Source organism: Acinetobacter sp. Brlt_5, from assembly GCF_051949055.1.
Lineage (GTDB): Bacteria > Pseudomonadota > Gammaproteobacteria > Pseudomonadales > Moraxellaceae > Acinetobacter > Acinetobacter indicus.
Genome location: NZ_JAYJLP010000007.1, coordinates 122946 through 144144, shown reverse-complemented (window position 1 = coordinate 144144; position 21199 = coordinate 122946). Strand labels below are relative to the sequence as shown.

21 protein-coding genes are annotated in these 21199 nt (G+C 47.4%); 9 read left to right on the top strand and 12 right to left on the bottom strand.

Translation table 11 applies throughout. From position 1 onward, the window contains the following. Positions 1-36: 36 nt before the first annotated feature. From VF685_RS06780 to VF685_RS06765, 4 genes are read right to left on the bottom strand one after another with little or no spacing between them, the layout of a single operon-like run. Positions 37-1080, bottom strand: a complete 1044-nt coding sequence (locus VF685_RS06780) for an alpha/beta hydrolase (RefSeq protein WP_005178596.1) — start codon at positions 1078-1080, stop codon at positions 37-39. Beyond that, the gene (locus VF685_RS06775) at positions 1080-2207 is read right to left on the bottom strand and encodes a YdcF family protein (RefSeq protein ID WP_016659056.1); all 1128 of its coding nucleotides are present in this window, start codon (positions 2205-2207) and stop codon (positions 1080-1082) included. The genes VF685_RS06780 and VF685_RS06775 overlap by 1 nt, the downstream gene beginning before the upstream one ends. A gap of 15 nt (positions 2208-2222) precedes the next feature. Continuing rightward, complete coding sequence (gene murB / locus VF685_RS06770; protein WP_286384987.1) at positions 2223-3260, bottom strand: UDP-N-acetylmuramate dehydrogenase; 1038 nt, start codon at positions 3258-3260, stop codon at positions 2223-2225. Positions 3261-3275: 15 nt separating this feature from the next. Further along, entirely contained in the window at positions 3276-3782 is a 507-nt protein-coding gene (locus VF685_RS06765; RefSeq protein WP_286384988.1) for a low molecular weight protein-tyrosine-phosphatase, read from the bottom strand. Positions 3783-3900: 118 nt separating this feature from the next. On the opposite strand from VF685_RS06765, the gene VF685_RS06760 reads away from it, so the two are divergent. Together VF685_RS06760 and VF685_RS06755 are read left to right on the top strand one after the other, a co-directional pair. Further along, positions 3901-5061, top strand: coding sequence for an iron-containing alcohol dehydrogenase (locus VF685_RS06760; RefSeq protein WP_286384989.1), 1161 nt, complete (start codon positions 3901-3903; stop codon positions 5059-5061). Positions 5062-5133: 72 nt separating this feature from the next. Beyond that, on the top strand, positions 5134-5571 hold the full coding sequence (locus VF685_RS06755) for an acyl-CoA thioesterase (RefSeq protein WP_286384990.1): 438 nt from the start codon (positions 5134-5136) through the stop codon (positions 5569-5571). Between the two features lie 24 nt (positions 5572-5595). On the opposite strand, the gene dnaX is transcribed toward VF685_RS06755, so the two are convergent. From dnaX to VF685_RS06730, 5 genes are all read right to left on the bottom strand, one after another. Then, the gene (gene dnaX, locus VF685_RS06750; protein ID WP_168381428.1) at positions 5596-7707 is read right to left on the bottom strand and encodes a DNA polymerase III subunit gamma/tau; all 2112 of its coding nucleotides are present in this window, start codon (positions 7705-7707) and stop codon (positions 5596-5598) included. A gap of 146 nt (positions 7708-7853) precedes the next feature. Next, positions 7854-8297 (bottom strand): copper resistance protein NlpE N-terminal domain-containing protein, encoded by a 444-nt coding sequence (locus VF685_RS06745; RefSeq protein WP_163170200.1) that lies wholly within the window; start codon positions 8295-8297, stop codon positions 7854-7856. A 71-nt stretch (positions 8298-8368) separates the two neighbouring features. After that, positions 8369-9634 (bottom strand): serine hydrolase domain-containing protein, encoded by a 1266-nt coding sequence (locus VF685_RS06740; RefSeq protein WP_163170201.1) that lies wholly within the window; start codon positions 9632-9634, stop codon positions 8369-8371. A gap of 68 nt (positions 9635-9702) precedes the next feature. Further along, the gene (locus VF685_RS06735) at positions 9703-10557 is read right to left on the bottom strand and encodes a MaoC family dehydratase (RefSeq protein ID WP_104484063.1); all 855 of its coding nucleotides are present in this window, start codon (positions 10555-10557) and stop codon (positions 9703-9705) included. A gap of 165 nt (positions 10558-10722) precedes the next feature. Next, positions 10723-12114, bottom strand: coding sequence for a 3-oxoacyl-ACP reductase (locus VF685_RS06730; RefSeq protein ID WP_286384991.1), 1392 nt, complete (start codon positions 12112-12114; stop codon positions 10723-10725). Between the two features lie 242 nt (positions 12115-12356). Here VF685_RS06730 and VF685_RS06725 point away from each other — a divergent pair, with 242 nt between their 5' ends. Continuing rightward, positions 12357-13868, top strand: coding sequence for an acetyl-CoA C-acetyltransferase (locus tag VF685_RS06725; RefSeq protein ID WP_163170204.1), 1512 nt, complete (start codon positions 12357-12359; stop codon positions 13866-13868). 104 nt (positions 13869-13972) lie between these two features. Here the strand turns inward: VF685_RS06725 and aceI are convergent, their stop codons facing one another. Further along, positions 13973-14407 carry a chlorhexidine efflux PACE transporter AceI gene (gene aceI, locus VF685_RS06720; protein WP_104489199.1) on the bottom strand — a complete coding sequence of 145 codons (435 nt, stop codon included), beginning with the start codon at positions 14405-14407 and terminating at the stop codon, positions 13973-13975. A 98-nt stretch (positions 14408-14505) separates the two neighbouring features. Here aceI and VF685_RS06715 point away from each other — a divergent pair, with 98 nt between their 5' ends. The 4 genes from VF685_RS06715 (at position 14506) to VF685_RS06700 (ending at position 18507) form a co-directional block, all read left to right on the top strand. Continuing rightward, complete coding sequence (locus VF685_RS06715; protein ID WP_005178622.1) at positions 14506-15396, top strand: LysR family transcriptional regulator; 891 nt, start codon at positions 14506-14508, stop codon at positions 15394-15396. Positions 15397-15491: 95 nt separating this feature from the next. Further along, entirely contained in the window at positions 15492-16475 is a 984-nt protein-coding gene (tal, locus tag VF685_RS06710) for a transaldolase (protein ID WP_163145731.1), read from the top strand. 91 nt (positions 16476-16566) lie between these two features. Further along, on the top strand, positions 16567-17220 hold the full coding sequence (gene leuE / locus VF685_RS06705) for a leucine efflux protein LeuE (RefSeq protein ID WP_163170205.1): 654 nt from the start codon (positions 16567-16569) through the stop codon (positions 17218-17220). 108 nt (positions 17221-17328) lie between these two features. Further along, positions 17329-18507 carry a benzoate/H(+) symporter BenE family transporter gene (locus VF685_RS06700; RefSeq protein ID WP_127798830.1) on the top strand — a complete coding sequence of 393 codons (1179 nt, stop codon included), beginning with the start codon at positions 17329-17331 and terminating at the stop codon, positions 18505-18507. A 25-nt stretch (positions 18508-18532) separates the two neighbouring features. On the opposite strand, the gene VF685_RS06695 is transcribed toward VF685_RS06700, so the two are convergent. Continuing rightward, positions 18533-19552 carry an alpha/beta hydrolase gene (locus VF685_RS06695; RefSeq protein ID WP_005178627.1) on the bottom strand — a complete coding sequence of 340 codons (1020 nt, stop codon included), beginning with the start codon at positions 19550-19552 and terminating at the stop codon, positions 18533-18535. Between the two features lie 284 nt (positions 19553-19836). Here VF685_RS06695 and VF685_RS06690 point away from each other — a divergent pair, with 284 nt between their 5' ends. Both VF685_RS06690 and VF685_RS06685 read left to right on the top strand, forming a co-directional pair. Next, positions 19837-20280, top strand: a complete 444-nt coding sequence (locus tag VF685_RS06690; RefSeq protein WP_005178628.1) for a universal stress protein — start codon at positions 19837-19839, stop codon at positions 20278-20280. Between the two features lie 106 nt (positions 20281-20386). Continuing rightward, positions 20387-20833: a universal stress protein gene (locus tag VF685_RS06685; protein ID WP_005178630.1), complete on the top strand. Its 447-nt coding sequence runs from the start codon at positions 20387-20389 to the stop codon at positions 20831-20833. 70 nt (positions 20834-20903) lie between these two features. On the opposite strand, the gene VF685_RS06680 is transcribed toward VF685_RS06685, so the two are convergent. Continuing rightward, complete coding sequence (locus tag VF685_RS06680; RefSeq protein WP_005178631.1) at positions 20904-21119, bottom strand: hypothetical protein; 216 nt, start codon at positions 21117-21119, stop codon at positions 20904-20906. Positions 21120-21199: the final 80 nt, after the last annotated feature.

The following is a 21199-nucleotide window of genomic DNA, read 5'->3' as shown; positions in this document are numbered from 1 at the left end:
AGGCTCAGGCCTCTTTTTTATGAAATGGAGGAAAGCTTAATAATAAGTCTTGGAATTCGAAGCATGTAAAAAGGCTGGAATCAAACCGGTTAAGGCCGCACGAATATCCGGGCGCTCATTAATCAGTTGATGTGACCCTTCTTCCAGCATCAGCAAGGTTTGCAGGCGGAATTTACGCCGGATAAACTCGATGTTATAGCGCCAGTCCACAGTCTGATCCTGCGCGCCCTGGGCCAGCCACACCGGAATCCGGCACGCTGGTCGCTGTTCCATTTCCAGCATCCATTTGGACATGGCCAGAATCCAGTCCATGCCCATCATCCGTGGTTGTAACGGATCTTTTAAGCGCACAAAACGCAAAAATTCCGGGTTATGGTTATTGCGTCTGAAATGGCGCGGTACTTCGCGTTTAATCCGGCGGATAATTCCGAGGCCCACCGAATTATGCCACCAGGCACTTTTGGCCGGACGGATGAGAGGTGATAATAACAACACCCGCTCAACAAACGGATTCTCCCGGCGCTCGGCAAATTCCAGTAAATGATGCATCCAGATCGCACCACCGGTACTTTGCCCTACCCCTAGCCAAGGCTTAGGCAATTGATCGGCATTGCGCACATATTGGTAAATGGCATGTAATACCTGCTGGTAATGATCAAAATTCTGGATACTGGCGGGCGAGCCATTACTTAAACCATGGCCGGGCAAATCATAAGTCAAGACACTAAAGCCCTGCTCCAGAATTTCTTTGACAATCGGCTGATAAATGCCGCTGTGCTCCAGATAGCCATGCAGTAAAAACACCGTACCTTTGCTTTTTTCCAGCTTGCCCGCTTCAAGTTTAGGCTGAAACACCTGCACATGCAGTTTAAACAGCGGCATTTGCACATAACCCTGCCAATGCTCGCACTCTAAGCTGTCAAAACCGTAAAGCTGGCGATAGGCCTGAATATCCACCGTGGGCGCATAAGGCCGGTTCAGGTTTAAAGGCTCCAGCACCTGCGGCGTGGTATCGCGGCTAGGAACCGGTAAATCCAGCTGTTTCAGCACACTCGGATTTAAAAACGGGATATTCGGCATTATGGCACCTCCCGGCAGTCGCTCGAACCAAACAGCATATCGCGGATGGTGGCCAGCATTTCATAATTGGCACGGCGGCTATGATCATAGTTCTGCTCACTAGGCTGCCATTGGGTCAACTCGGTTGGAATTGGCGCGACCACCGGCACGGTTTCAATGCCGTTTAAGGCAAACAAACGGCGTGTGCGCGGCATGTGATATTGATCGGTGATTAAAATCACCGTTGGTGCGCCGCCTTTTTTCTGTAGCAGCAAGGAACTAAAACGCGAGTTTTCACAGGTGTTCATACTGCGATCTTCCAGCAAGTTGGCTTCAACCCCGCGTTCTGCCAGCCATTTCTGCATATAAGGTGCTTCAACACCGCTCAGCACAATGGGTAATTTATACTGTTTTTCAATTTCTAAGGTTTTTTCTAAACGTAGTCGTGTGTAGTTATTCACAATAATATCTTTTTGATTTTCATGTAAGGTCAGACCGCCGCCCAGAACCACAATTGCATACGGCTGGGAAGTTATTTGCGGCTTCTGGCTATTTTGTTGTTGAATCAGTGCGATATCCTGAAAAATTTCTTCATCAACCGGTACGGTTTCAACCGCTGCCACTTCATGGGTTCTTAAAAATTTCAGATACTGTTCCATTAGGGCCTGATTTTCAGAGCTGTCTAACTCCAATAAATCCTGTAACTGCTGTGAAGGCTGTGCAAGTTGCGCCTCAGATGCGGAAACATCGGCCAGCAATGGAATTTGCGGTGTGCTGTCCTGCTCTTGTTCCTGCTGACTGCGCTGCTCATCCTGAATTAAAGCCTGCAAGGCTTTATAGCGTGCCTGAATGATGGTGAGATTCTGTGAATTTTTGGCCTGAATCTCTTCTTCCATCACTTTTAAATAAGCTTGCCGGGCAATCCACAAATTCGAGCCAGGTTCCAGATTTTCCTGATCGGTCAGTGCCCCCATCTGCTGGCTTTGTGCAGCCACTTCATTGACCTCCACCGGCACAATGGTATTCAGCACTTTTATCACAAACTTGGAATAAAACGGCGAATAGATAAAAACCACCAGACAGCCCATCAGCACAAATAGCACAGCCGCCATTTGTACGATACGCACCATCCAGTGAGTTCTATTCATAAATGCCTAACCTGATTAAAAGGTATTGTGGGGAATAATCAGCCCGGCGTCATTAAACAGCACCGGTTCTGGTTCTAAGTGTATCCCAAATTTTTGGTACACGTCCTGCTGTACTGCCTGATATGTTGCCTGAACATCGGCCAGGGTCGCATTGGCATAATTGACAAGCACCAGTGCCTGCTTGTGAAACATACCGACCATGCCCAGCTGCTTCCCTTTCCAGCCAGCTTGATCAATAAGCCAGCCAGCTGCAATTTTGATCTGGCCTTCGGGTTGCGGATAATGCGGCATGTTCGGGAACTGAATCGCCAGCTGTTCATAGACCGCGGCAGTCACCACCGGATTTTTAAAGAAACTGCCAACATTTGGAAATTGCTGCGGATCTGGCAGTTTACTTTGACGGATCTGGATCACCTGGCGTTGCAGGTTTTCCGCGGTTTGCTCATCACCCACCGCGGTTTTTAAATCGCCATAATTCAGTTTCAAGTCCGGCTGTTTCCGCAGCTTGAACGTGACATGGGTGATGATATAGCGGTTTGGATTTTCTTTGAAAATACTGTGACGGTAGGCAAAATGGCAGTCACTGGCCAGAATCGAATTAAACTGACCGTTATAGCAGTCATAAACCTGTACCGATTCAATAAATTCACCGACCTCAACCCCATAGGCACCAATATTCTGTACCGGCGATGCACCGACCAGACCGGGAATTAAGGCCAGATTTTGCAGGCCAAATAACTGCTGCCTGGTGGTCCAGAGCACAAAATCATGCCAGACCTGACCCGCACCGACGCGAATGGTGCTGAAATTGTCATCTTCATTCAGGAATTCAGTGCCCTGAATATCCATATGTAACACCAGCGCCTGAATCTGCTCTGGCAGCAGCATATTACTGCCGCCCGATAAAATCAGCACATTCAGCTGCTGTAACTTGGCATAGTTTAAGGCTGCGATTAAATCATCGGTAGAATGCACCTTAATATAATGAGACGCATTTGCAGCCAGATTTAAGGTATTAAAAGGCTTAAGCTGGACCTGATGTTGAATGTTCATATTCTTAAACCTGATTTAAGCCAATTCTGTTTTTAAAATATTGATCCAGGCCTGTACGCTGGACTCACACTGATCCAGCACGCGTTCAAAGCCATCGGCTTCGCCATAATAAGGATCAGGCACTTCATGACGCGGATATTGCGGATCATGTTCGCTCATTAGCGCCACTTTGGCACGTAGCAGCTTTACGCCATATTCTTCGGCCGCATGACGTTTTAAATGCTGAATATTTTGCAGGTTTTCCTGATCCATCGCCAGAATCAGATCAAAATCCAGAAAATCGCGCGTGGTTAACTGACGGGCACGCAAGGAAGATAAATCATAGCCACGCTGCAAAGCATGTTGCTGGCTGCGCGCATCGGGTGCTTTGCCCGGATGATAATTACTGGTGCCGGCAGAATCGACCCAGATATTCAGTTGCTGTGCATCACAATAATGTCTGAACACCACTTCCGCGGTAGGTGAACGGCAGATATTGCCCAAACAGACACATAACACCTTGTATGGCGTTCTGGATGACATAACAACCTCAAAACTGCTTTCTTTTAAAGTGTCTTATGTTAAGTTATTTGCAGGATGAATCCTATATTGTCACTATAGATAAATGTTGATTTAAGTATAAAAATTAAGGATAAAGCGTATGAGCCCATTTCAATTCCAGACTGTGCCCAACATTATTGCCGGACTGGGCAGCATCCAACAGCTCAAAGCCCTCCTGACTGAACAGAACAATCAACGTGTGCTGCTGGTGACCGATCCGGGGATGGTGCAATTACAATTGCATGCGCCTGTTTTGGAAATTCTCGAAGCTGCAGGATGTAATTACTGCATTTATTCTAGCGTACAGGCCGATCCACCGGAACATATTGTGCTGGAAGCCGCCGAATTCGCCCGGCAAAACCAGATAGATACAGTCATTGGTTTTGGGGGCGGCAGCTCGCTGGATGTGGCTAAAATTATTGCCCTGCTGGCCCATCCTGAACAGAAACAGCAATTGCATGAGATGTATGGCATCAATCAGGCGCAAAAACCGCGTTTGCCTCTTATTCTAATTCCAACCACGGCCGGTACCGGCTCGGAAGTGACGCCTATTTCCATTGTCACCACCGGCGAAACCACCAAAACCGGCATTGTGTCTGCTGCCCTGTATGCCGATGTCACCATTTTAGATGCCAACTTTACCCAGAACCTGCCGGCACACATTACCGCCGCCACCGGTATTGATGCGATGGTACATGCCATTGAAGCCTATACCTCCAAACACAAAAAGAACTTTTATGCCGATATGCTGGCGATTCAGGCACTTAAACTGCTGAACCAGAATCTGCATCTGGTGCTAAAAGATGGTAACAACATGGAAGCCCGTCAGAATATGCTGGTCGGCTCGATGCTGGCCGGACAGGCCTTTGCGAATGCACCGGTGGCAGCAGTCCATGCACTGGCCTATCCGCTGGGTGGACATTTTCATTTGTCGCATGGGCACAGCAATGCGCTGGTCTTAACCGAAGTGCTGAAATTTAATGCACCAGCCGCCAAGCAGCAGTATGCCGAATTGATGACCTTGCTCGACCCATCCAGCAAAGGCTGTGTAGATGGCTTGTGTGATCTGTTTATTGACCACATGCAAAACTATCTGGACCGCAGTGGTCTGACCTTAAAACTGAATGCCCTGAATGTACCTGAAAACATGCTGGAACAGCTGGCCGAGGATGCCATGTTACAAACCCGCCTGCTGCAAAATAATCCACGCGACATGGAAAAACAGGATGCGCTGGCCATCTATCATGCGATTTATCAATAAGGCTGAAGCTATTTAAAGTTGTGGTAAATCAAAAATATAAATTTTCGATCTATTCAGGGATGACGTCTTTTTATGAAACCGGTAGCCAAAACCCGCGATCAATATACCTTCTTTTTACCGATTCAAACCCGCTGGTCAGACAACGACATGTATGGTCATGTCAATAATGTCATGTATTACAGCTACTTCGATACCGCTGCCAATGCGCTGCTGATTGAGAAAGCCGGACTGAATATTCATCAGGCCGAGATTATGGGGCTGGTGGTAGACTCTGGCTGCAGCTTTTTAGCCGAGCTGAGTTATCCGGAAGTGATTGAGGTCGGTGTGGCGATTGCAGCGCTGGGCAACAGCTCGCTGAAATATGATCTGGCAATTTTCAAGCAGCATCAACAGCAGGCTTCAGCTCAAGGACATATGGTGCATGTTTTTGTCGATGCGCAGCAACGTAAAAGCATCCCGATTCCAAGCGAAATGCGGAATGCCCTGTTGCCTTATCTGCGTTCTCAATAAACGGTTGAAATGGTCTGACGGTGGTTATTTCAACTGGATATTCTGCAATTCGCCATCAAAACTTTCGAGCAGCGATTTAACCTGCGGCTCCTGATGCAGCAGCTCACTGGCGCGTTGATAAGCACGTACTTTACGTTCCTGCTGCAAGCTATACGGTGTCACCTCTGTGACCTGTCCATACTGCACTTTCAGGAAGCTGTTCGGCCACTGCTGTTTCAGCGCTGCTTCTAAATGCTGTAACTGCGAATTTAACAATTGCTGATACTGCTCCGGAATATGGAAAACCGACTCAGCTTCAATCTGGCCGGTCATCAGGCCGTGTTGGGCCAGTTCCTGAACTGCCGGTGATAAATCACTATTACGGAACCAGTATTCCCATTTTTCCACACTCCATTCGCCCTCTAAGGACTGCACCGGCAGTTGCAGAATATCTTGCGGCATCAGACGCTGATCAGCACGTGGAATAGCGGTATTGTCTACAGCAGCAACGACAGGCTGGTTGACGGATGACGTCGGTGCTGGCTGCGCAAATAAACTGTCTTGCGGACTGGAATCCTGTGGATGCGTCAGCTCAGGCTGTGCGACAGACGAAACCGGTGCTGCAAGTTCAGCAGGCTGTTGAGTTGGCTGCGCAACGGCCGTTTCCGGTAAAGGTGCAATTTCATCAAACAGGAAATCATCACTGCTGGCCTCATCCTGCGTTTCCGGCTGATCAGCACGATCATCTTCATCTAAATCAAACAGCACTTCATCTGCCGCCGGATCAAAAATCATCTGCGCAGATGCCGCTTCTGCCGGTGTAGTCACCGGATGGTCTGGTTCGGATGGAGATGCAACTTCAGCAACCTCTAACGCTTCATCCTGCAGAAAATCATCTGATGATGGTTCAGCAACGGGTGGGTTTATAGCAGCAGTTTCAGCTTCTAATTCATCCTCAGCTGAAACAACGGGATGCACCGATTCAGGCTGCGCGGTAGCTGACTCGACTACCGGTGCTGCAGCAACTGCGTTGCTTTGTGCGCTGACCTGCGTCAAGGGCACTTCATTTGGCTGTAAGGGACGGAAAGCCAGCAGACGCAGCACGCACATCTCAAAGCCCTGCTCCTGGGTAACCGCCAGCTGTAAATCTGCGCGACCTTTGCTGGCAATCTGGTAATACAGCTGTAAATCCTGAGCCGAAATGCGCTGCGACAGCTGGGTAATTTTCTGGTTAATTTCGGCGCTATATTTCAGGCTTAAATCCGGCAGATATTGCAATAAGGCCAGCTCATGCAAGGTCGAAATCAGCTGATCCAGCACCAGTGATACATCCAGTGCCTGCTGACGGAACTGCATTAACAGTGCGCTCACGCGCGCAGTCTGGTTCTGATGAATCGCCAGAATCAGGTCATAAATAATGGTGCGGTCAATCAGCCCCAGCATGTCTTTGACATCCTGATGATGAATTTCACCCTGACCATAGGCAATGGCCTGATCGGTTAAGGACAAGGCATCACGTAATGAACCTTGCGCCGATTCAGCAATTTGCCAGATTGCATCCTGCTCGGCCTGAATCTGCTCTTTGCTGAGAATTGAAGATAAGTGCTCGGTAATTTCATCTACTGCCAAAGGACGCAAGGTAAATTGCAGACAACGTGAAATGACCGTAATCGGGAGCTTTTGAGGATCGGTGGTGGCAAACAGGAATTTAACATGCTCTGGCGGTTCTTCCAGCGTTTTTAGCAAGGCATTGAAAGAGTGCGTCGAGAGCATATGCACTTCGTCAATCAGGTAGACTTTAAAGCGGCCTTGTGTCGGTGCATACGGTACGTTATCGAGCAGTTCGCGGGTATCTTCCACTTTGGTACGTGATGCCGCATCAATCTCGATTAAATCAATAAAACGGCCTTCATTCACCGCCTTACAGGTCGGACAAACTTCACACGGCGTAGAGGTCACACCCGTTTCACAGTTCAGGCATTTGGCCAAAATACGCGCAATAGTGGTTTTCCCGACCCCACGAGTCCCGGTAAACAGATAGGCATGGTGTAAACGGCCACGCTCTAAGGCACTGGTCAGTGCACGAGAAACATGATTTTGTCCCACCAGCTCATTAAAATTACGTGGACGATATTTACGCGCAAGTACCTGATACATGTATGCTCCTTTTTACAGGTCTAAGCATACTGTTTTTTTAGTAAATAGTGAAATAAATGACGGGCGCATCCAAAGAAAAATCCCTTGTTCGCGCCAGCAAAAAAGGGATTAAAAATCAGTATATTTAGCAGATGATTAGCCAGTATTTAAACAGACTTGGCCAGAATAAAATCACTTTGCATTTGATAGCGTTTGCCTGTTTGATCTACACGAATCTCGAGCAATTGTTTTTCAAGATCGATATACAGCAAATTTCGGGTGTTGACTTGCAGCAGTTCAAGCTGCTGACGCGATGCATCTGCAAAGCGAATCCGCCCTTGAATCACTTCCGGTGCATTGTGCCGGCTCATACTTTCACGCACCAAGGTATAGGTTTCATCCTGATGAAGTTCTAAAGATACTGCCATTCCCGGACAATTATCACAACGCGATAAACAGCCCATACAAGGCGTAGTGCCTTTGAACTCACCGACCCACGCAGGAATTGCGCTCTTAGATTCCACCACGGTTTGGGATTGAGTTGAGTTTTGATCCTGACATCCGAGTACAACTGAACTGGCGACCAGCGGAATCAAAATGACTTTTTTCATCTTTGCACAACATCAAATTGACTAGTGCCAGAACATAGCACAAGCTACAGCTAAAAATCATCTCAAACTGTTTAAAACCAGCCCTTTCGGCCTTTTAACACACCATCGGCACAGCGTAAGGTTTCCTGGGTTAATCCCCACAAGCGATAATCGCCGGTGATGGAACCGGTCGGAAAATTATGGGTATAAGCAAAACTTAAATTCCGCTCTGGATCACACCAGGCACCTGAGCCATTAAAACCAATATGACCAAAACCTGACGATGCCGACTTGCCCAGGCTCAGAATGCGATGATAGCCCAAACGCCAATGCATCGGCAGCGGCATCACCCGGTCACGGGCGGTATATTGCACCTGACTTAAGGCCTGAAACACCTGTGGTGAAATCAGTCGTTGCCCCTGCCATTGGCCACCCTGCGCTAGCATGGCATAGATTTTGGCCAGACTTTGCGCGGTAAATACCCCGGAGGCTGCCGGCACAATCGCCTGTAAACCGGCATCACTAAAGAATGAAAATTTCTTCATGCCTTTGGGAATCATGGCATCCTGAAAATCTTGCGGATGTTGCCCACTGAAGGCCAGCAGCTTTTCTAAAGGCGATGCCGTACGTGCAGGTTTAGCAGCAGCCTGCTTTTTGGGAGGCTGGGCAGATTGGGCGGGCTGAGATGTGGCAAACGGTCGCGCCACCCGCGCTAATTCCTCTACCGGCACGCCAAAATAAGCTCCGTTTAATTCCAATGGCTCGCTTAAATGACGCTGCATCAGCACAGCCAGGCTTTCATTACAGGCTTTCTCCAAGACACCACCAACCTGCCAGCCAAAGGTCAGGGGCTGATAGGCTGCGTCACTGTTCGGAGGAAAACGCGGTTTGGCCGCGGCAATGACCTCCAGCATATGCGACCAGTCGGCCATTTCCGAGGCATCGGCAATCAGGTTACGGATATCGTATAAACCACTGCGATGACACAGCATATTTCTTAAGGTCAGCTGCTGTTTGCCCTGCGCCGCAAATTCTGGCCAATATTCTGCCACCGGCACATCATAATCCATCCGGCCCTGACTCACTAAAATATGTGCCAGCGTGGCCAGCACACCTTTCCCGGTGGAATAACAGACCGACAGACTATCCGGCTGCCAAGCCTCATTGGCAGATTTTTGACCGGTATAAATATCAACGACTTTATGTCCCTGAAAATAAACCACCAGCGCGGCGCCGCCTTGCGTTGAGCGGGCATCCTGAAAACGGCTAAACAGATGGGCCAAATCTTTAAACGGTTCTTCCACTGAACCACGATAATTCTGAATATCTGCACGCAGATAATCTTTTATGCTGTTCATGCATCCTTTCCAGCAATATGGTGAACAATGAAAAAGCCTAAATCCGGTTTGGGCTTAGGCGCTATGACTTAAAGTGCGCGAATGCTACCGCTGACATGCGGCTTCTGATTCTTTTTGCTGCGAATCAGGAAGTCAGTATTTTGTGCCTGCTGTGCCGTCAAGAATTCCACCTGAGATGGCAGATACATTGGCAATTTAAACCAGACATCGGCTTCATATGCATCTGGCAACTGGATATTGGCCAGCGCTTTGGCTTTACTCCACATACCATGTGCAATGGCCTGTTTAAAACCAAAGGCTTTGGCGGTTAACGCATGAATATGGATCAGGTTAAAATCTCCCGATGTCAGCGCATAACGACGACCGGTATTTTCCGACACATCCCACTGTCCTGCCGGTACATAATCCGGTACGGCACTTTCTGCTGCTTTAGCCGCAGGCTTGCTGCCGCTTTTCTGACGCGACAAATAGGTGGTTAAACCTTCCATCACCACTTCATTACCAACTTTAGCAGTGGTGATAAAATCAAACTGTACGCCTTTGTCATGTGGCTGCAATTCACCAAACTTGCAGGATAAAGTCAGCTGCTCATTCACGCCAACTTTACGGTATTGCTTGAGCTGATTGCGGATATGCACCAGACCTAAAATCGGAAATGGGAAAGCTTCCGCAGTCATCATGTGCATTTGCAGGCTTTGCGATAACACCGCCAGATAAATGGCCGGAATATAGCCGTTATTTTTAAAACCACAGACTTCGTTATAGGCTTTCAGATGTTTCTGGTCGACCTTGAATGAATCCACCACATATTCAACTTGCGGCAGAACTTTTTCACCCTTCGGCTTTTTAAAAATTAAGCCCTGAATCACTTTTGGATAGGCTAAATACGGCTTGGGAAGTTGACTAAAATGGCGAGTATTCATACTGAACCTTTGGAATATTTATCTTTTAAATCACCCTTTCTTTAATAAGAATTGGGTTTTCTATTTTAATTCCCTCAAATCCCTCCCGACCTCCCTTCAAAAAGGGAGAAGAAGTCCCCCTTTATTAAAGAGGGATTTTAGGGGGGATTCCGAGTGAGGGATATATTAAGCCCCTAACAGACTCTGACCACAAACACGCACCACGTTACCATTTAAACCGGTAGATGCAGTTGAGGCAAAGAAGGCAATGGTTTCTGCGACATCAACCGGTAAACCGCCCTGACTCATCGAGTTCATACGGCGGCCCGCTTCACGAATGGCAAACGGAATGGCCGCAGTCATTTGGGTTTCAATAAAGCCCGGAGCCACAGCGTTAATAGTCACACCATTTTTCAGCACCGGTGCCGTATATTTCACCACTCCAATCACGCCTGCTTTTGATGCTGCATAGTTGGTTTGGCCCAGGTTACCGGCAATCCCTGAAATCGAGGATACGCAGATGATACGGCCATTGGCATTCAGACCGTCATTTTCCAGCAGATAGTCGTTCACGCGTTCAATAGCAGCCAGGTTAATGTTAATCACCAGATCCCACAGTTCAGGCTTCATATTGGCCAGTGTCTTGTCACGGGTAATACCGGCATTGTGCACGATAATATCCAGACCGCCCTGTGCAGCAGCGGCCACTTTAATCTGCTCGCCCGCATCAGCGGCGGTAATATCAATTGCCAAGGTTGAACCCCCAATTTCAGAGGCAACACGGTCCAAGTCAGCTTGTTGCTGTGGTACGTCCAGACAAATCACATGCGCGCCATCACGTGCCAATACATGCGCAATCGCTTCACCAATACCACGGCTGGCACCAGTCACAACCGCGGTTTTACCTGCCAGTGGTTTAGCCCAATCCACATCGACCGTGTCTGCTTTAGAAACACGAATCACCTGACCCGATACATAAGCCGAACGCGGTGACAAGGCAAAACGCAAGCTCGATTCCAGGTTCGCTTCAGCGCCGTCATCAACATAAATCAGATTGGCGGCAATGCCTTTTTTAAACTCTTTCCCGACCGATTTAACAAAGCCTTCCAGCGCACGCTGTGCAATTGCATGTTTTACCGTTTTGGCGGTTTCTGGCGTGGTGCCAATGACCACTACACGGCCAGAGGCCTGAATCTGGCGCGCCACCGGATTAAAAAAGTTATAGAGCGCATTTAACTGCTCAGAATTCTGAATACCTGAGGCATCAAAGACCACCGCTTTAAATTTAGATTCTTTATCGCCCGCGTTAAAAGCACACAGGTTTAAACCGGCTTGTGCGGCGGCCTGCTGTAATTCTGCATTATTGCCGGCATAGCTATTGGCATGGATATTGGCCAGAACCTGGGCAATTGCACCCGATAATGTGCTTTCCGGCGCTGCGCCCAACAAAACTGCACCCTTGACCACAGGCGTCGCGCTGTCAAAACGCTCAAGGAAAGTTGGGGATGGCAGGCCTAAATTTTTAATGACAAATTTACCAATTGGAGATTTTGCAAAAGCTTGGTATTGGTCAGTCATGATTATTATCTCTCAGACAAAATGAATTTGTGATTAATCTAAAGTTATCCTTTAGCTTCAATATGATGTTAGATACTTTGTATTTCAATAGATCGATCAGTTTGTTATGAATAATACTTGAGATCATATACAGATGACTTGACCTGAAAGCATTCTGCAATGTCATTGTAGTCAATTCAGGCTATTCTAGATTATGCTAATGTAACCCCTAAGAAGATCATCAACATGCTTGGAAAAGCCTTATGAGCAAAACAACTCAAGAAAATCCGGCGGTCGAAAATTCTGCTACAGAAACTGTGTCAAATACATCAAAAAGTACAATGCGTACAACCAAAAGTTCTGGCACGGCAAATTCGTCAGCAAACCCTGCGGCTAAACCTGCACGCACCCGTGCGGCATCTACCCGTAAAAAAAGTACAACCCCTCCTCCTTCTGAAACTACAACTGAAACATCTGGTCAACAGGATAATACCATGAGCCAAAACACTGTCCGTCGCGTTGCGATTATCGGTGGTAACCGCATTCCATTTGCACGTTCAAATGGCGCTTACTTCACTGCCTCAAACATCGATATGTTCACCGCCGCTTTAAATGGTCTGGTAGAACGTTATCGTTTAGAAGGCCAACGCCTCGGTGAAGTCGTTGCCGGTGCTGTACTCAAACACAGCCGTGATTTTAACATGACTCGTGAGTGTGTACTGAACACTGAATTGGCTCCTGAAACACCTGCTTACGATATTCAGCAAGCGTGTGGAACCGGTTTGCAGGCAGCTTTTTTAGTGGCCAATAAAATTGCTCTGGGCCAAATTGAAGTCGGTATTGCTGGTGGTGTCGATACCACTTCCGATGCCCCGATTGCTTTTGGTGACGGTTTACGTAAAGCCCTGCTGGAGCTGAATATTGCCAAAACCGGTAAAGACCGCTTAAAAGCGCTGACCAAAATCAATATCAAAGACCTGATGGATGCACCGAAAAATGGTGAACCACGTACCGGTCTGTCAATGGGTGACCATCAGGCGATTACTGCGCTGGAATGGGGCATCTCGCGTGAAGCGCAGGATGAACTTGCTGCATCTTCACACCAGAAAATGGCAGCCGCCTATGAAGCAGGTTTCTTTGATGACCTGATCACACCATTCTTAGGTTTAGAGCGTGACAACAACTTGCGCCCGGATTCTTCAGTAGAGAAACTGGCTAAACTGAAACCAGCCTTTGGTAAAGGTGATGCGCGTACCATGACCGCAGGCAACTCAACCCCACTGACCGATGGTGCATCTTGTGTTCTGCTTGCTTCTGAAGAATGGGCCAAAGCCAATGGTCATGACGTACTGGCTTACTTAACCTTCCAGGAAACGGCTGCAGTTGATTTTGTCGAGAAGAAAGAAGGCCTGCTTATGGCGCCAGCCTATGCCGTACCACGGATGCTGGAACGTGCCGGTCTGACTCTACAAGACTTTGACTACTATGAAATTCACGAAGCTTTTGCTTCACAAGTGCTGTCGACCTTAAAAGCCTGGGAAGATCCAAAATTCTGTAAAGATCGCTTAGGTCTAGAAGCACCATTGGGTTCAATTGATCGTAACAAGCTGAACGTAAAAGGTTCTTCTCTGGCTGCTGGTCACCCATTTGCTGCAACCGGCGGACGTATTCTGGCGACTGCTGCCAAACTGCTGAATGAAAAAGGTTCAGGTCGTGTGCTGATTTCAATCTGTGCTGCAGGCGGTCAAGGTGTAACAGCGATTGTCGAGAAGTAATTTCCCCTGCCTTCACTGAAAAAGCCACTGCCTGGTGCAGTGGCTTTTTTTATGGACGTTTTATTACCTTTTTATTGTCTGCTCTTAAATTCATCAGACGTATTTTAAACAGACTCACGATAGGCCGGTGCATAGCCCAGACGTACCTCAATCGCGTCATAACCCCACTGGAAGATAAAGGTATAGACCAAAATACATAAGGTCAGGCTTAAATCCAGCAAAAAGGCCTCGGGCAGACTCATCTGCATGGCATAGGCCACCATTGGAATGGTGGCTAACATTAAGCCACCCTCAAAACCAATGGCATGTAAAATCCGTACTTTCACCGTACGCTGGAGCTGTCTGCGTGCTTCAAATTTTTCAAAAAAATGATTAAACAGCATATTCCACAAGACCGAGGTTACTGCCATGGCCACACCCAGGCTACCGGTCACTTCCAGCGGCATCTTGAAAATCAGGCATAAAGCCAGGGCAATAATCACCAGTAAAATCAGTTCATAACTCAAGGCATGAATTAATCTTCTTTTCGACAGCAACATGTTAAACCGTATCTATTTCATCAATTGCTGCCATCTTATTTTTAAATTATCGACAAATCGAGTTAGAATCTTTCAATATTATTGACAGGTTGCTACCCATGAATGTGAACCAGGAACAGCTGATCATCTTTAAAACCGTGATTGAATGCGGTTCTTTTTCCGCAGCGGCGCGGCAACTGGGAAAAGTGCCATCTGCAGTAAGTATGTCAATTGCCAATCTGGAAATTGACCTGAACTTGAATCTATTTCAACGCATCGGGCGTGAACCGGTGCCGACCGCACAGGCGCTGACGCTGTATGAAAAGACCGAGCAACTGCTGGTTGAAATGAACCAGTGGAAACAGCATGCCGCAGCGTTAAGTGAAGGACTGGAATCGGAACTGAATATTGTGGTGGTGTCCGAGCTGATTCATAGCGACTGGACCCAGTACATTGCCCTGCTGCAGCAGGAATTTCCAACGCTACAGATCAATATATTTTCAGCGCCGCAGGAAGATGCCATGCATATGCTGGTCGAACAGTCGGCGCAACTGGCAGTGATGTTTGAACGTGAACAGCTCGACAGTGGCGAGCAGTTTGTAGAACTGAAACGCGAAGCCTTGGTGCCGGTGGCGGCCCGAGATTTTGCCTTGGCCCAACAGGCACCGGTCAGCTTTGAGGCTATTTTGCACAGCCGGCAAATTGTGGTGGCCAGCCGTGACCGTCGTATTCAGCCGGAACTGTTATTTTCCAAACAGTACTGGCGCACTGATAATCATCATACTGCCTGCTCGTTAATTTTACAGGGTCTGGGCTGGGGTGTGTTGCCGCTGCAAATGCTGAATGAAAACCCGAACTTAAAGCAGCAACTACAGGTTTTGGACTTTCTGGATTTCTCGCCCAAGTTTGAATATTTTGTCGATCTGGTCTGGAGCCGTGAAAGCAAACTGGGGCTGGCTGCTCGTTTTTTGATTAATCACTTGCGCAATCAACGAAAAAGCACAAATTAGACACTGATCTGTAACGCTTTTCACTTGGGTTAAATCCAGTTTGTGTTATAAATAATTGCATAAGCAATAACCGAACAACTAGAGAAGCGGATTCAATGACACAGAACGCCTTAAACCAATTAAAACGCTTAACAACTATTGTGGCCGACAGCAGTGACTTAACTGCCATTGAAAAGTTTCGTCCTTTAGATGCAACAACCAACCCGTCTTTAATTACCGCGGCGGCTGAACAGGCCGACAGTAAACCGCTTTTAACCGAAGCCTTTGATCAGGCCAAAGCAGAAGGTTATCAGCAAGACGAACTGATTGAACGCACCATTGATATTTTAACCGTCAAGTTCGGGGTAGAAATTCTTAAACTGATTGATGGCCGTGTATCGACTGAGGTAGATGCCTCGCTGTCTTATGATACAGATGCCACTATTGCCAAAGCCAAAGAACTGCTGGCACTATATAAAGAATATGGTATTGATCAGAAACGTATCCTGATTAAAATTGCTTCAACTTGGGAAGGCATTCAGGCCGCAAAACAGCTGGAAGCAGAAGGCATTCATACCAATTTAACCTTGCTATTCGGTCTGCATCAGGCACATGCCTGCGCTGATGCCAACGTCACGCTGATTTCCCCTTTTGTCGGGCGTATTCTGGACTGGTACAAAAAAGCCGAAAATGTCATGTACTACCCAATTGAAAAAGATCCGGGTGTGCTGTCCGTGAAAAAGATTTACCAGTTCTACAAACAGCATGCGGTGAAGACTGAAATCATGGGTGCCAGCTTCCGCAGTATTGATCAGGTCTTGGCGCTGGCCGGTTGTGACCTGTTAACCGTTTCACCCAACCTGCTGGCCGAACTGGAACAGGATGAGCGTGAAGTCACAGCACAACTCTCAAGTGACACGATTGAAGCTCAAGGCGAGCTGGAGCCAATCACAAAAGAGAAATTTAAACAGCAGCTGGAACATGACTTAATGGCCTTCCAGTTACTGCAAAGTGGTATTGATGGCTTTATTAAAGCGCGTGAACAGTTAAGCCAGTTATTGCGCCAAGGCTTTGGTATTGATGGCGAAATTAAAGCTTAATTTTTCTGTTTAGCCGCGCCGCTGTGCGCGTATTCCAGGCCGATGTTGCTATATAATGCTGCATCGGCCTTTTTAGTTCTCTGGATTTCCTGTGTTTGGTATCACTGACGTAATGACGTTCATTATTGGAACCATTTTAATTGTGATCCTACCCGGCCCCAACTCTTTATATGTGATGTCAATTGCCTCACGCTTTGGCATTAAAGCCGGCTATCTGGGCGCTTTAGGCGTTTATACCGGTGACCTGATTTTAATCCTGTGTACCGCCTTTGGCGCAGCCTCCGTGCTACACAGTTTTCCATGGCTGTTTATAGCGCTGAAAATGATTGGCGCGCTGTATTTAAGTTATTTGGGCATACGTCTGATGATTGCCGCCTATCGCACCTGGCAGCCCGAGAAAAGCCGCTCGACTCAAACCAAGAATAGCAACAGTACGCCAGAACAGGTTCATCCTTTTCGCACCGCATTAACCATTAGTATTTTAAATCCGAAAGCGATTCTGTTTTATCTGTCTTTTTTTGTGCAATTTGTTGATCCGGCCTATCCTTATCCGGCGCTGACCTTTACCCTGCTGGCCATTATTCTGCAAATCATCAGCATGAGTTATCTGTCAATTCTGATTTTTTTCGGAATGAAACTGGCAACCTATTTCAACCGGAATTACCGCCTTACCGCGACCGGTGTGGCCGCAGTTAGCCTGCTGTTTTGTGGTTTTGGCTTAAAACTGGCCAGCTCGACCCTATAAAAATCAAGCAAAATTTTTAACTTCTGATAAAGATTTGAGCTTTTAGATGGCCATTGAAAGGCGTATGATTTATCGGCTTTCTCTCCCATTTTTATTGTGCAACGGATTATGCAAAAGCTTATACATGATTTTTCTATTCCGGCTGTTTTTGCTGGATTTATCACTTTTTTAATTGGTATTAGTGTTTCTGCCGTACTGGTGATTCAGGCGGCGCAAACTTTAGGGGCCACAGCCGAACAGATTACCTCCTGGTTCTGGGCTTTGGGTCTGGGCATTGGCCTGTCGGGCTTGCTGCTCTCATGGAAATTCAAATATCCGGTGTCGACGTCCTGGTCAACCGCCGGGCTGGCCCTGATTATTGCCACGGGCAGTGGTTATAGTCTGAATCAGGCTATTGGGGCTTTTCTGGTGTGTGGCGTGCTGACTGCACTGTTGGGCTTTTTCGGTATTTTTGAACGTCTGTTTCGTTATATTCCACAAAGCCTGACCAGCGCCATGCTGGCCGGCGTGCTGCTGAAATTTGGTATTGCCTTGTTCGCCAGTATTCAACATGAATGGGCATTTATTCTGTCTTTACTGGCAGCCTATGTACTGTCAAAACGCTTCTGGCCACGCTATAGCATTGTACTGACCGTAATCGCGGCGATGCTGCTGTGCCCACTGGTACTGGATTTCCATTTTCCTGTGGTGAGCTGGTCATTGGCACAACCAGTGTGGATCAGTCCGGAATTTAGCCTGCCCGCGATTTTGGGTCTGGCTTTACCGTTGCTGGTGATTAATCTGGCCTCTCAATATTTGCCCGGCATCGCCATTATTAAAAGCTACGGCTATCAGCCGCATGTTAATCAGTTGCTCGGCTGGACCGGTACCGCGCAGGCCGTGTTATCGCCTTTTGGCTGTTATAGCGTGAATATTGCAGCGATTAGTGCCGCCGTTAGTCTGGATCATCAGGTGCATCCGGACCCATCAAAACGCTATATTGCCGGCATGAGCTGTGGCCTGTTTTATATCCTGATGGGCTTGTTTGCCGCCACCTTAACCAGCCTGCTGATGTCTTTTCCGGCAGTGCTGATTACTGCATTGGCCGGTATCGCCCTGTTTGGCACCATTGGCCATAACGCCTTTATTGCCTTTAAAGAGGTCGATGACCGGGAAGCCGCATTAATGACCTTTTTACTAAGCGCTTCAGGCATCCAGTTCTGGGGCATTGGCTCGGCCTTCTGGGGACTGGTTTGCGGTGTGGTGGTGTTACTGGTGATGAAATTTCCCTGGAAAGCCAAATCCTAAAGACTAACATGATGACCAGCAGATTTTAGGGCGCGGATCTATCTGTCTGATCCGCTTTACTATAATCGGCCAGAAATGACAGGGTCTGCTCAAAAGTCTGCTGGCTTTCGGGCAGATGCATTAAGAACTGATATTCATGAATCAGCCAGCGTTTAGAGTCGGGATAAAATACTGCTTTTACTGGCACCTGCTGCTGCTTTAACACCTCTAACAGCGGTAAAGATTGAGTATCAGTCAGAAAATCCTTATTGCCGCCACTTAAAAATACCGGTGGAAACGCGGGAGTAATATGCTGAATCGGTGAAATCTGCTGCAGAAATTCCGCATCCTGTTTGCGGTCGCCGGTATAGGCCTGCACCATGTTATAAATGCCCCACTCGACAATTTTGATTTCATCCGGCGCGGTTTTAATAAAATACGGTAAATCATAAATCCCGCAGTGCAAAATCACCCCTTTCAGCTGTGTTAAGGCCAGAACCGGCACAAATTCCGAATGCGCGGCAAATTCCGGATTACTCAACAAGGCTGCATAATGGCTGGCCAGATTGGCACCGGCAGAATCTCCAGCCAGAAATAGTTGCTCGGCATCAACACCAAACAGCGCGCCATGTTCCTGAATATAGGCCAGTGCCTGATTAATCTGGTGTAACTGGGTGGGATAAGTCGCCGCTGGCGCCAGTTGATATTGCAGTGAAAACACCGGATAACCGGCATCTGCCAGCCGTTTAAAATAACCGCGCGCATGGGCTTTGGAACCGGAAATCCAGCCACCGCCATGAATCCAGACCACGGCCGGGCGTAATCCGGTATCATCAGGTGTCTGTGCTGGCAAATAGACATCCAGGCTTAAATCCGGATCTTGCTGATACTGGATATTTTCCAGCACCCGCACCTGCTGCGGTGCATCCCGATCCATCAGTTTCTGTTGCAATTGGGTGGTCAGATTAAATGCGCCGGCAATAATACGGCTATTACCGGCTGTGCTTTGGCAGCCACTCAGCACCAGCAGCAAGCTCATGCACAGACTTAACATCAGATACTTCATTTCACCCATCTTCCTGTTTATACAGCTGTTTTATTTTTCTTCACTATAAAGCAGCCGCCGCGCAGATGGAACCCGGTTTTTCACGACAATGCGATCTGACAATGTAGAGTATTCCAGTCAGAATTATTTGTTAAATCAAAGACCTACTTAAGTGGTATTGTGATTGAAAATCTGTATCTTTTTTGCAGACAGAACACCGGAATAAATTGAATGCCCCCCGGTGATGTGCTATCTATAGAGTATAGCTAAACATTAAGTTCATTATATCAATAAGGAGTTTCTCCATGGCGTATCAGCATATTCTCGTTCCGGTCGATGGTTCTCAAATTTCCTATTCTGCGGTGCAACATGCAGCTGAAATTGCCCGTGCCTTTAACAGTCAGCTGAGTCTGGTGAGTCTGGTGGCGGAAGACCCGTTCACTGATGCCGATTTCTATTATTCCTCTGCCATCATGAAAGAATATTTTGTGCAGGCACACGGTAATGCACAAAAAGCCCTGAAAGAAGGCCAGCAAATTGCCGAAGCTGCAGGCGTTACTGTAAGTACTAAAATTGTGGAAGGTGAAGTATCGGCCAAGCATGTGGTTGAAGCTGCACAAGAAATGGGCGTTGACCTGATTGTGATGGGTTCACACGGTCGTAAAGGCTTCCAGAAATTCCTACTCGGTAGTTTTGCTCAGGATGTACTGCGCAGTTCTGAATTGCCGGTGCTGGTCATTAAGGCCTAATTGCCCTACTACAGCTCAGAATCCTGAATGCTTTTGATGTACTTTCATTCACTGTCAGTTTCAATAAAGCCCGCGATATTCATATGTAAAAATAAGGAAAACTGTCATGACCAGCTATAAACATATTCTTGTTCCAGTGGATGAATCCCCGATTTCTTATGCTGCTGTAGAACAGGCTTTAAGTCTGGCCAAAGATTTAGGCTGCCAGGTCACGGTAATGAGCGTGATTGCGGTTGACCCATTTGTCGGCGTCGATTTTTATAAAGTTGCTCCGGCCATTACCGACTATTTCATGCAGGCCGAAAAAAATGCCAAACTGCGCTTGCAGGAAATTCTTGATTCTTTCCAGCGTGAAGGCGTGCAGGTCGATCAGAAACTGGCGCACGGCGTTTCACCCTCAGATGGCATTATGCAGATTGCCGATGAAGTCGGTGCCGATCTGATTATTATGGGCTCACATGGCCGGACCGGTTTCAAGAAAATGATGCTGGGTAGCGTAGCGCAAAACGTGCTGACCCAATCGCCTATTCCGGTGCTAATTGTAAAAGTCTAAAGTAAATCTAAAGCTGCCATAAAAAAACTCCTCAACGTGAGGAGTTTTTTTTAAATCTGCTGAACAGCGGTCAGGGTTTGGAAATTTCCTGATGCAATGCCTGTAAAAACAGTTCTGCTTCAATTTTATTCGGAAAGATGCGCTGATACAGCCCCTTGTCCTGCATCGAGTGTGGTGTATATTCAATAGACACCATAAAACGCTCTTCATTCAATATTCTGTTCACTCTTAACGCAATAATATGTCGTGAATTCAAGTAAAAACCATCTTCAATTTTAACCAGCATCACTCAACCTCTTGTTCACGCCAGAACCCGGCTTTTTCACCTGAACCTTTCCAGGCTAAAAATAAAAAAGCCCACCACAA